Raw genomic sequence first — 13,014 nt, 5'->3', positions numbered from 1 at the left:
TATTAAAGAAAATCAACCGACTGGGTTTTGGTCAAGTAAACTAGCTGCCATTACTGAAAAACTTAACCGCCAAATCCGTGATGGTATCAATAAAGCAGCTAGAATAGTAATTAATCATTGCCCACGAAAATTATATTGGTACAATTGTATTTGGTTGGAATAAAGGTCAGAAAAATCAAATAGAATTAGGTCATAAAAAGAATTCAGAATTTGTACCAATTTCTACAGCTAGACTCAAAGAAGGAATAGCTCAGTTTTGTTCTGAATATGGAATTATATTTGTAGAAACTGAGGAAAGTTATACAAGTATTGCTTCGTTTTTAGATGGTGACAATCTGTTTCTTTATAGTGAAAAACACAATGATTGGAAACCGTCAGGAAAAAGAATAAAGCAATACAGCGCGGTATTGGGGGTTTCCCCCATGGGCGACTGCATCAAGACAGCGTGGTTTGTATAGAATTGCTAATAATTGCTTGATTAATGCAGACTGTAATGGGGCTGCAAATATTATCACGAAAGTAAGCAGAAGGCTAGGCTTAAACTTAAGCCAACTTTGTAGGGGCACAATGAAATTATCCTCAGAGAGTGTATTTCAGCTAAGAATAGACGGAGCAACACGGATTTGTCCTGTTGCGTAGTATCTGCTTAGAATCTCCGTGACTGACCTCACAGGGAGTAGTCAAAAGCAAAAAAATTAGCTATTAATACTCTGGGTATTTCCATGCTTCTAAAATATTAATTTACTTCCCTATTCCCATTAAATAATGCCCTTAACAATTCTCGTAGTTGATGATGATTTGGGAACTCGTTTATGTGTTGGTGATTACCTAGAGATTTCTGGTTATTCGGTAATCAAAGCTGAAAATGGTCAACAAGCCTTGGATTTATTAGAAAAATCTTGGCCACATCTGATGATTACTGATATTACTATGCCAGAAATGGATGGTTATGACCTAGTACGACAAGTTCGATCACGTCCCATTTTTCGTTTATTGCCTGTGATTTTTTTAACTGCTCATACAAGTACAGAAGAACGAGTAAAAGGTTATAATTTGGGGTGTGATATTTACTTACCAAAGCCTTTTGAATTACCAGAGTTAGGAGCAATAGTTCGGTCTTTATTGGAGCGGTCTGCTCTTATTGCTCAAGCTTCACCTACATTTAACCAATATTCTAAGACAGAAAAGCCATCTAAATCATATTATTCAGAGGTAGTATCTCAGTCAGTTATCGCCAATACTCAGATTAGTTTGACTGAGCGAGAACAACAAGTTTTGAATCTTTTACTTAATGGCCTTTCCAATGTTCAGATTGGCGATCAACTACATTTAAGCCATAGAACTATTGAAAAATATGTCAGTAGTTTATTTAGAAAAACTAATACTAATAATCGAGCTGAATTAGTTCGTTTTACTATGGAAAATTACTTGACTAATTAATTCTAAATTAAGTTAGTTTTAGTTTATTTTTGACAAAAAAATAAGACTAATCTAATGTTCATCTATCACTATTTTTTTTGATTAATGACATAGTCTAATAGTCCCTCACAAGCATCTAAAAGTATTTCAATGACATAATCAAATCCATCCTGGCCACCATAATAAGGATCGGGAACTTCCTGCACATCAAAATACCTACAAAAGTCACAAATTAATTTCACTTTATCCTGATATTTAGTGGCAGTATCTAAACGCAATACATCCCGATAATTATCCTTATCCATTGTTAAGATTAAGTCAAAATTATCGAAATCTTCTACTTTAAATTTACGGGCTGCACCTTTAAGAGTAATTCCTCGCATCTTAGCCGCATAAGTCATCCTAGAATCAGGTGGACTACCTATATGATAACCTCCTGTACCAGCAGAATCACAAATTATACTATCGTTCAAATTAGCTTTTTCTATCAAATGATTCATAATATTTTCTGCTGATGGAGAACGACAGATATTACCAAGACAAACAAATAATAATTTATATTCCATAAAGTTAATTAAAAATAAGTAATCTTGAAGAAGGAGAAAGGAAGAAGGAAGATAATAATAAAGTTTTTTATAGCTAATATCAAACCTCATTAATTATGGCTTGCTGATTAAATCTGAAAGTATTGACTGATATTGGATCAAGCCATTGGATGTGTTATAAAAGAGCCAGCTTTTTGCCCTCTATAGCTCAAAAAGTAAGGATTTTGGCAGACAACAGTGGAAAAATTATGGGACAATTGTTCCAACTACATCTTCCGTAATCCACCGTTTCTCCTGACTTCCCCTCCTGGGAGCAAGGCTGTTTCAAAGTATTGTAGATTAACGATTTAAGGAGAATGGGAGATGAGGGGATTGAGGAACAGTAAAATTTACCAAAATTTGCCGATTTTTCAGCTAATAAGCGTCCCTTTTGCTCTGACTAAAATAGTGAAAAGTCAACTTTTAATTTATGATTAAAAGCCTCCATACCCATGTCCCCGTGTCTGGTGCGTCCCCGTGTCTATCGAGAATGAAACAGCCCTCCCCTCTTGGGAGGGGTTAGAGGTGGGTTGACTACTGACTACTACGAAGAGCAAAAAGACTTTTTCAGCAAACCCTAATTAAGACTAGTGCAGAATGGTGGAAATAACTGACCAGTTAAAAAATCCTAAAAGCCTTACAATCCATACTTCTGATTTCTGACTTCCGCGTAGCGGCACTAGGATACAGGTTAGTTATTAGTCTACGATACATTGCTTCTTAACTTAAACCTGCCCTAGCTATTAAGATAAGACTTAAATTATCAAAATAATTGGGTCATGCAACCCCGCCTTGATTGGCGAAATGTTTTTGGAGGCTTGCTCAAATCCCCCTTATAAAAACAACTTCTGACTTCTGACTTTATGAAAGTCCAGGTATATTTAAACCACCTGTCAAATCTTCCATACGCTCGCGCATAGTAGCAGTAGACTTATCATAAGCGTCTTGCATTGCTACTGTTACCAATTCAGAAATTACTTCTGCTCCTTCTCCTAGTGCATCAGGTGAAATTTCTACTCGCCGTGGCTGTTGGTTTCCACTCAAAAAAACCTTGACTAAACCACCACCTGCTACCCCTTCAACCTCTAATTTATCTAGATCTTCTTGAAGTTGTTTAGCTCCTTCTTGAACCTGTTGAGCTTTTTTAAAAGCCTCAGTTAGCTCTTTCATTTTACCTAACCCGAAGCCAAAGCCTTTTCCTGATTGTGACATAATGATTACTCTTCTATGATAAGTCTTAATTTGTATTTGTTTGTTGCCATTAAATCATTAGACATTAGAGACCTAATAATTAATTTATGCAGCACATATTTTAATTATTCTAGATTCTCAATATATTAATACAAAATCTAGTTAAATTTTGTGCTTTAGTAGGAGCCATTCAAAATGCACACCTACTCATATATTACATCATGGCATATCTACAATGAAAATCATAACACTGCAATAGATTTTTAATACCTAATTAAATTAATAATTTGACCAAAAAATAGGGTCAATAGCCTCCCCTTTCAAGGGGATGAAAAAAGTAAACTTCAGTATTTTTTTGCCTATGGCTTTCCTACGAAATTATGTGCAAACGTAAGCATTCAGCAGTCAGCACTTCAGCTATTGCTTTTAATTGAGGATAAAAGCTTTATTAATTGTCTTACTACAAAAGTTGACTTTTTTGCCCTTAAAGTCTAGTTGTTAATTTAAACACAGTCCTATATTAAGAGAGTCTTGTTGCTGTTAACACAATTCCGACCTAGTAGGCTAGCTAACAGCTAATAGCTGTTTGCACAGCATTCCGCAGGAAATGCTTACGTGCAAACAGTAGTCAGTACTGATAACTGAAATGACGAACCTGCCATTTCCAGACCTAATTTATTCAAGATTTCCCAATACCATAATTAGCAATAATATTAGTTAAAAGCTGTTGATAGACAATAGACTGCCTAAAATATAGTAATTAATTCAGAAGGTGGGGAATCTGAAACTTCTGTCAATTTTAGTGAGTATTACTAATCGAAACCTAATGATAATTTACTTGTAGTGAGAAATCTGAATAATTAACAGAAAAACTCGGTATCTAAAGTTAATTCATCTATTTTGTTACCTAATTTATACTTGAATAGATTGCTTAACTAGCTAGAAGCAAAGGTTGAGTGTATTGGTATTAGAAAGTTGCTGCTCCTGAAAAATCTCCGATCATTTTTACTTCTGGCTTTAATAAAAAAGACCATTGCTTTTCTACTTGTTCTTGAACATGATATATCAATTGGAAAATATCGTTAGCTGTAGCTCCCCCACAATTAAGAATAAAGTTTGCATGACGGTGAGCAACCTGGGCCATACCTATTTGATAACCCTTCAGCCCAGTTTGTTCAATTAACCAACCAGCAGCTTTTGGCCCAGGATTGCGAAAAACACTACCACAACTAGGTAAATGATAAGGTTGGCTAGTCTTTCGCTTGTTAAAATTTTCAGAAGTTATAGCAGTAACCAAAGCAGAATTTTCCCCAGGTTTTAACTGAAAAGTAGCTTGAGCAACCAAAATAGACTTACCTTGTAGGCTAGAATGACGATAGCTGTACTCTAAATCTTGAGGAGACAGAATTTCTATCTGACCATCAGGCAACATAACATGGACATTAACTAATATATCAGCTATACATTTACCTTGTGCCCCAGCATTCATTACCACAGCACCACCAACAGTACCAGGGATACCAACTGCCCATTCCAAACCTTGCCAACCCATCCTAGCCGCCTTCCAAGCAATACGTGGTAATGATTCACCAGCACCTACAGTTAGAAGACCTGTTTCTTGTTCAAAGTTAATGTGACGGAGGTTACGAGTACTAATAACTAATCCTGGTAAACCACGATCGCTCACTAACATATTAGAACCTGCTCCTAGCAAAGTAATTGGTAGTTCTTCAGAGTGAGCAAATTGAAAACTTGCTTGTAATTGATCTAATTTTTTTGGTGTGACATACCATTCAGCAGGCCCTCCCACTCGGAAAGATGTTAGAGGAGCCAAAGGAACATTAGACCTAACTACACAATCTGTTCCCAGTAGTGGAATAGGTTTATATTGTGGCCTTTTAGCTGAACTAGCTATGTGATAAGAGAGAGTCATGGTCATAACTAATAGTTGAATTATTGTAATTTTGAAGATCGTGTTTAAGAGTTATCTAACTCAACTGAATGTTGCTCTATTAAGCTGTTTCACTAGATACAACCTGATAGTGAGGTTTTTGATAATATGCCATAACCTCTGGAATAATTTTATTGAGGTTGCCAGCACTGAGAAATATTGCTAGGTCTCCTGGTCTTAATACTTCATGTAATAATGTATTTACTGACTCTAAAGATTCTTGATAGTAAACCTGTTGATGATAACCAGAAATTGCTTCAGCTACTTGTTGGCCACTAATTTCACCCAATGGTGATTCTCCTGCACTGTAGATATCAGTAACAATCACTATATCGGCATCATTAAATGATTTAGCAAACTCTGAAACAAAAGCTTGAGTACGACTATGACGATGAGGTTGGAATATTGCAACAACTCTTTCAATCGGCAATGAGTTATTTTGTTTTGTAAAAGATAAACTTGTTGTAGATGTGCGAGATTTTGTAGTCACTTTTTGACTGTTTTTTCGTAAGCGAGCTGCAGCTAAAGTTGCGCTAACTTCACTAGGATGATGAGCATAGTCATCAATAAATACAATACCATTGCACTCTCCGCGGTTTTCAAATCGACGATGAGCGCCTTCAAATTTAGCGATCGCCAAAGCAATAGCAGCAAATTCTAAACCTAGTAATCTCCCTACTGCTACAGCAGCCAAAGCATTACTCAAGTTATGTTTACCCAATAACCCCAACTGTAACTCTCCCAGGATTTGGCCTCGCTCCCAAACACGAGCCAAGGTAACATGAGATTGATAATCTACACAATCGACCGTATAATCTGCATTATTATCTGAGTTAAGACTATAGCTAATAGTTGGCTTGAGGAAGTTTTTAACTGTAGAACAATCTATACAACCTACCAAAGTTTGACAATTTTCTTTAAATACCTTGAAAGTTTCTACTACCTGATCTAAACTTTCGTAATGATCTGGATGGTCTAATTCAATATTTGTTACCACACCAATGTGTGCAGATAATTTAACCAAAGATCCATCTGACTCATCTGCTTCTGCCACTAGATAGGGACTGTTACCTAAACGAGCATTACCTTCCCAAGCATCTACTTCTCCACCAATAACAATAGTGGGGTCTAAACCAGTCTCTAGAAGCATGAATCCAATAAGACTGCTAGTTGTAGTCTTTCCATGGGTTCCTGCCACAGCTATACTTTGATAATCCTGAATTAGAGCTGCTAATAGATCCGAGCGATGTAAAATTGGACATCCTAATGCAATTGCGGCTTTATACTCAGAGTTTGTTTGATTAATTGCTGTCGAACAAATTACTTGTGGAAGTTGAGAGTTTTTTTCGTTATCCTCCATCCTACCATTGTGCTTTTCCGTCATTAATACTTCTGTACTTAGACGGAGATTTATAGGAGATAAATTTAAGTTTGAGTCTTTTGACGGAGATAAATTTTTCTGTTGAGAAATTTGTTGAAATAATTCTAAGTTTTTGGCATCTTGACACCAAAATATATGAGTTCCTATTGCTTGCAAACGCTTTGTTATATGGTTTGATTTTAGATCCGATCCATAAGTTGGTAAATTGCGTTTGGCTAAAATGTAAGCCAGAGCTGACATTCCGATGCCTCCAATACCAATAAAATGAAACGGCCTACCACTGAAGTCAACATATTTAGACATTAATTACTCCTTAAATACACCACACTGCGCCCGTAACACGCGATATCATACCAGGATTTTTTTTTTTTAGATAGAGTCTAGCAATAATTTACCAAAAATATTGGTTAGCTTAGTTAATCAGCTCTATTACTTGCAATTAGTTTGTTTTCTATCAAATCTTTACCTACTGGCCAGTCTTTTTCCGGACATACCTCGAAAAACTAATCAAGGATAAATCATCAGGATTTTTCACAAAAAAAAGAATAAGTATTTATGGAACTTAACCATAAAAAATAAATTATTAACTATCATTCACAATTGAGATTGCTATTCAAGTATTAGTGATTGGACAGCAAATTACTAACTAAATAAATCATGAGTCGCTAATTCTGAGTTATTTAAATTGAGCAGCAAAGTTTTTGTAAAAATTACCTATATATTGAGTTAGCGGCCGAGCATAGGCTATCGATGCCAAAAAATTTGTTTATAGATAACTTACTATAAAACTATTCAACAAAAGTTTTTGATTAGCTTCTATATTTACTTACTACTCACAACGCTTTTGCTCATTGATGAACTACATTTTCACAAGCAAAACCTTGTAGGAACTTTGTATAAGTCCCTGCTGTGGTCTACCCAAATGAAAACCGCTGTAAACTGTCCCAGGATATTAGTGGAGCAGAAAAAATTTTCTCCTTGTCTTTTGACTTTTGACTTTTATTATTTTGACTTTTGGCAAAAATAGTGACAAGTTCTATATCTTCATCCACATAGGTTCCTTTATACAACAAGCTGTGAATAAAAACTTAAATTTAATGCCATAGCTGACTCGATCAATGGCAGGGATCGTAATTAACCTACAAAAAAATTATTAGATTACCATTTTGCTGTATGATAATGGTCAAGATTAATTTTCTTTTAAGCTCTCCTTTCTAAAATTCAGATCGCTGCTGAAAAAGTCAGGGATCTCAGATGAAGGTACGGTAGAGTTTAAGCCTGAAATCAATATCTAAAAACTACCAAAAAGCACCCAGTGGGGCAGCACAGGGATTGGCTTAATTAAATAGCAGTCAGCGGTCAGCATTAGGACTTTTTTTTACGCCCTTGTCGGAGGTATAAACCCCGACTCAATCACTAGGCGCATTAGTTGCCGGGGTATAAACCCAAACTCAGAAAGCTGAAATGCTGATAGCTGATAGCTAGCTAAAACTGTCAAAAACTTTAATTATACATGATTATTGCTGTTATTAGGAGGTAAAAAGTGATTAGAGTTGGTATAAATGGTTTTGGACGGATTGGACGAAATTTTTTACGTTGCTGGTTAACTCGCACAGATAGCCAACTTGATGTTGTTGCTATCAATGATACTTCCGACCCTAAAACCAATGCTCACCTACTAAGGTATGATTCAATGTTGGGTACATTAAAGGGTGTAGATATTAGTGCGGATGAAAATTCTATTACAGTTAATGGTAAAACAATTAAGTGTGTATCTGACCGTAACCCTTTAAATTTACCATGGGCAGACTGGAATGTCGATCTAATAATTGAGGCTACAGGTGTATTTGTGACTGAGGAAGGAGCCTCAAAGCATTTACAGGCTGGAGCGAAAAAGGTTGTAATTACTGCTCCTGGTAAAGGTGGAAAAGTTGGTACCTTCGTGGTAGGTGTTAACCATCAAGATTATGAGCATGATGATTACGATATTGTCAGTAATGCTAGTTGTACAACCAACTGTCTAGCTCCAGTGGTCAAAGTGATAAATGACAACTTTGGCATTATTAAAGGTACAATGACTACAACTCATAGTTACACTGGCGACCAACGTATTTTGGATGCTAGTCACAGAGATGTACGGCGGGCCAGAGCAGCGGCTGTAAATATTGTACCAACTTCTACAGGTGCAGCTAAAGCAGTAGCTCTGGTAATTCCAGAAATGAAAGGTAAGTTAAATGGTATCGCGATGCGTGTTCCTACTCCTAACGTTTCTGTTGTAGACCTTGTAGCTCAAGTTGAGAAAAAGACTTTTACTGAACAAGTTAACGAAGTTATCCAAGAAGCTGCTAATGGACCAATGAAGGGAATCATTGAATACTGCGATCTGCCTTTAGTTTCTTGTGATTTTCGTGGTCATGATTCATCTTCTATTGTAGATGCTAGTCTGACAATGGTGATGGATGGCGATATGGTGAAAGTTATTGCTTGGTATGATAATGAATGGGGTTATAGTCAGCGTGTTGTAGACTTGGCTGAAGTTGTTGCACAAAAGTGGTCTGCTTAGTGTGTCTTAGTTTTCACTCTCTGGCAATTGAGTTAAAAACCCAAGATAAATAATTTTTTCAAAAATGTTGAAATCCTTGGCTAAGTGTAAGTTGCTCGTTTGGGTAAATTCCTTGGCTATCTATTAATAAGATGTCGGTGTCGTCTGTGGTTGTACCTACTATGGCTGCACCGACTCCAATTTTTTTTACTAATTCTTGGGCACAAATTGGAGGTAAGCATAAAACTAGCTCGAAATCTTCTCCTCCATAGAGCGCCCACTTTAATGATTGTTCGGATGAGACGAATTTAGTTAAAGAAGAAGGAATCGGAATTTGACTGCGTTCGATCCTAGCTCCAACTTGAGATGCTTGACACATCTGAACGATCGCATCTGCTAGCCCATCACTGCTGTCCATTCCTCCTACTAAGATAGAGTTTTTGTTCCGATCTATACCACCAGAACTATTTAAAGATAAGCAATTCCATAAAGTTGTTAATATATCAAGCCTTGGCCGAGGACGTTGGTGAGCTAATATTAAGGAAGAACGTTCTACTTTGGTGAGAAATTTACCTAATTCTGGATGAAGCAATAATTCTAACCCAGCCTTTGATGCTCCATGTACTCCAGTAGCAACGATCGCGTTTTGGGGTTGACAGTTTGAACGAAGAATAGCCTGTGAAGGTTCAACTTGTCCGAAAGCAGTAATAGAGATAGTACAGATAGGAGATCGCACGATGTCTCCACCAACTATAGGAGTATTGTAAGGTTTGAGGCATTCAGAAATTCCTTGGTAAAGTTGTTCAACCCAAGTAACGGGTGTATCTCCAGTCAGACCGAGAGCGATCGTAATACCAGTAGGGAATGCACCCATTGCTGCGAGATCGGATAAATTTGCAGCAGCGCTACGCCAACCCACATCTTTAGGAGAAGTTGTGCGATCGCTAAAATGTACACCATCAACGAGTGTATCAGTTGTGACTACTAATGATTTGTTGGGTTGAATTGGCAGAATAGCAGCATCATCTCCAACAACCTCTGTGGGGCAAAAACGGTGTAATACTTTTAAAAGTCCTTGTTCACTAATATCTTTAACTGCAGTCATGGCAACCTATAATATACAAATATACAACAGTTATATTTCCAACTCAAACCAACATCTCTAATTGCTTTTGAAAGTTTCAAATTTATTAATTATTAGATATTTCTAGAAAATAGGGAACAGGGAGAAATTTTTGAATATTTATGGATAAGAATTGATTTTATTTTTGATTTTTGGGGATATCTATTTGTTTTTATATCATATTTAGATAATTACTGCTCGAAAAATACTTTATTTTTAGTAGCTATATGGAAAATATTTATTCAGTAATTATCTGCAACCTTACTCTTTAAAACATCAGTAATTGTTATTGGCAAATGAGTCATGATTTTCACCGCTTACCTCCTGACTATTAAAAGGATTTACTAATCATCCTTAAATATTTAGGATTAGCAAATTATTTTTAAGCTTCCCCGGTCTAAAAACTAGAGGATTTCTGAAGAGTCCATAAACGAACTTTCTTAGGCTGATTGAAAAAACCTCTACTGATTCCACTAATTTATAGACCTAGCATCATCGCTACTTTACGAATTATGTTTTCAGCCATACTTGACGAGCATAATAAACAGCACAGTTATATAAACATATTAGATTTGTAGCAAATGATATTTAATTATTGCTCGCGTTGCTCTTCCAATCTACTCTTTTAAGCTATGCTTTATAAACATCTTTGCTTAACATAAAACTTGACAAAAAAGACAAGTTATATAAAAATATTTTCAAGCTTTTTGTCAGAGAAAAAGTTTATTAAAAAGTATATTTTTTTTGATAACTTAAGTAGTTTTTCCTATCAACTATGATTATTTATCTCTTCTCCCTTCCTCCCCACAAGGTTTTCAGGAGTTCCTCATAAGAGATAGTATTTTAAGGCAGGGTGGAAAGGCTCCCAAAAAGTTTACGTGTAACTAACACTAACTAAAAATAGAGTCAAAATTGAATTATTTCTCAAAATTAAAAAATATTAATTTTTGTGTGGAATAATTTATCAAAATTAATAAAATAAAAAGAATGATTATGTGACAAAATTAAAGCTCAATATTACCAAAGAAACAGTGTTGTAAGTTACATTTTTTTTAGTATAAATAATAAATGATAGTTTATAGTACAAAGTAAAAGATGACTTCTTAATATTACTTTAATAAACTTCCCGGTCTAATGAAACCTAGAATAATAGTCTGTGGCTTGGGTCGTACCGGCTACAAAATATTCCGTCTATTAAGACAGCAGGGTGCAACAGTTGTAGGTATAAGCGATCGCCCACTCCGTGGAGAGGGTACAGAGATTATTGTCGGCAACTTTCGTTCAGCATCTACCTTATTGGCAGCAGGCATTCAAAGCGCTCATACTCTGGTTTTAGCAGGGAAAGATGAGTCTGTTAATTTGGCCGTCTTAATGTTAGCAAGAATTCTAAATCCGAAAATTCGGATTATCAATCGCCTATTTAATACAAGTTTGGGCGATCGTCTAGACCACACTCTAACCGATCATACAACAATGAGTGTGTCAGCTTTAGCAGCTCCAGTGTTTGCTTTTGCAGCTTTAGGAAATCATGCTATTGGCCAGCTACATATATACAACCAGACATGGCCAATGCGAGAAGAATTAATCGGCCACAATCATCCTTGGAAAGGTCGTAAACTGAGTTCTTTGTGGGATGATCGCTCTTTAATGTTGATCTACTATATACCAGTAGCAAATCCAATAGATTTAGTCTCTGCAGTAGTAGAAGAGCGAGAGTTACGGGTAGGAGATCGTCTGATTATTTCTAGCAAACCAAAGGTGCGAACTCGCAGACAAAATTTAATTTATTACTTATTAAAGGTATTTGGCAGACTCAGGCAATTTCAGCGACACAGTAAATCAGCAGTAATTCTCAACTTAGCTTTGTTAGTAACTGTGTTATTCTGCACTATTACTTATATCAGTATAAATCTGAATAACAGCTTTGTTGATTCTCTCTACTTTACAGTTGGGATGATTACGGGAGCAGGGGGAAATGAAAAAATAGCCGAACAAGCACCAGGTAGTATCAAAGTATTTACTTCGATAATGATGCTTGTAGGAACGGCGATCGTTGGTATTTGTTATGCGCTCCTGAATGATTTTGTATTAGGTACTCGCTTCCAAGAGTATTGGGATGCTGCCCGGATACCACTAAAACAGCATTATATTATCTGTGGGTTTGGTGGCATAGGTTTACACATTGCCGAACAACTGATTAATAGTGGTTATGAAGTAGTAGTGGTAGAGCGTAACCCTAGCTGTAGATTTCTCAATACTGCCAGGTCTATGAAAATTCCTGTCATTGAGGGAGATGCAAGTTTATCTACGACTCTAGAAGTTGCCAATATTGAAAAAGCTGAAGCACTTTTAGCTGTAACTGGTAATGATATTGTTAATTTAGAAATTGCTCTGAGTGCCAAAGGACTTGTTCCTAAAATACCAGTTGTGGTGAGAAGTCAAGACCCCCACTTAGCTCTAATGGTACAACAGGTTTTTGAGTTTGAGTCTGTACTTAGCCCCACAGAATTAGCTTCCCCTGCTTTTGCAGCAGCAGCTATTGGTGGTAGAATTCTTGGTAATGGAATTACCGCAGATAGTTTGTGGGTAGCGTTAGCTACCTTAATTACACCGGGGCATCCTTTTTGTGGCAAAATTGTTCAACAAGCAGCTAGCAGTGCTGATTTTGTACCTTTGTATATAGAAAGCAACGGTCGAGAAATTCATGGCTGGGAATTGCTAAATGCCACCTTGAATTCTGGTGATGTTTTGTACTTAACGATGCCAGCTAATAGACTAGACCAGCTCTGGAGAAATACACCTATACAACTAATAAGTAATGCT

The 13,014-nt window shown here is 36.4% G+C and carries 8 protein-coding genes; 3 read left to right on the top strand and 5 right to left on the bottom strand.

The window, feature by feature from the left end; all coding sequences use genetic code 11:
* Positions 1-765: 765 nt before the first annotated feature.
* Complete coding sequence (locus tag AC3DU7_RS10725; protein WP_488039339.1) at positions 766-1,440, top strand: response regulator transcription factor; 675 nt, start codon at positions 766-768, stop codon at positions 1,438-1,440.
* 68 nt (positions 1,441-1,508) lie between these two features.
* Here the strand turns inward: AC3DU7_RS10725 and AC3DU7_RS10720 are convergent, their stop codons facing one another.
* The 4 genes from AC3DU7_RS10720 to murC all read right to left on the bottom strand — a co-directional run bounded on the left by AC3DU7_RS10720 (position 1,509) and on the right by murC (position 6,829).
* On the bottom strand, positions 1,509-1,985 hold the full coding sequence (locus tag AC3DU7_RS10720) for a low molecular weight protein-tyrosine-phosphatase (protein ID WP_488039338.1): 477 nt from the start codon (positions 1,983-1,985) through the stop codon (positions 1,509-1,511).
* Positions 1,986-2,864: 879 nt separating this feature from the next.
* Complete coding sequence (locus tag AC3DU7_RS10715) at positions 2,865-3,215, bottom strand: YbaB/EbfC family nucleoid-associated protein (protein ID WP_488039337.1); 351 nt, start codon at positions 3,213-3,215, stop codon at positions 2,865-2,867.
* A 946-nt stretch (positions 3,216-4,161) separates the two neighbouring features.
* Positions 4,162-5,133: a UDP-N-acetylmuramate dehydrogenase gene (murB, locus tag AC3DU7_RS10710; protein ID WP_488039336.1), complete on the bottom strand. Its 972-nt coding sequence runs from the start codon at positions 5,131-5,133 to the stop codon at positions 4,162-4,164.
* A 73-nt stretch (positions 5,134-5,206) separates the two neighbouring features.
* On the bottom strand, positions 5,207-6,829 hold the full coding sequence (gene murC, locus AC3DU7_RS10705; RefSeq protein WP_488039335.1) for a UDP-N-acetylmuramate--L-alanine ligase: 1,623 nt from the start codon (positions 6,827-6,829) through the stop codon (positions 5,207-5,209).
* A gap of 1,240 nt (positions 6,830-8,069) precedes the next feature.
* On the opposite strand from murC, the gene AC3DU7_RS10700 reads away from it, so the two are divergent.
* Positions 8,070-9,089, top strand: coding sequence for a type I glyceraldehyde-3-phosphate dehydrogenase (locus tag AC3DU7_RS10700; RefSeq protein WP_488039334.1), 1,020 nt, complete (start codon positions 8,070-8,072; stop codon positions 9,087-9,089).
* Between the two features lie 58 nt (positions 9,090-9,147).
* On the opposite strand, the gene thiL is transcribed toward AC3DU7_RS10700, so the two are convergent.
* Positions 9,148-10,173: a thiamine-phosphate kinase gene (gene thiL, locus AC3DU7_RS10695; protein WP_488039333.1), complete on the bottom strand. Its 1,026-nt coding sequence runs from the start codon at positions 10,171-10,173 to the stop codon at positions 9,148-9,150.
* 1,152 nt (positions 10,174-11,325) lie between these two features.
* On the opposite strand from thiL, the gene AC3DU7_RS10690 reads away from it, so the two are divergent.
* A partial coding sequence (locus AC3DU7_RS10690) for a potassium channel family protein (protein WP_488039332.1) occupies positions 11,326-13,014 on the top strand: 1,689 nt, incomplete at its 3' end.

The organism is Okeania sp. (assembly GCF_983059655.1).
This window is presented reverse-complemented; position numbering and strand designations above follow the sequence as displayed.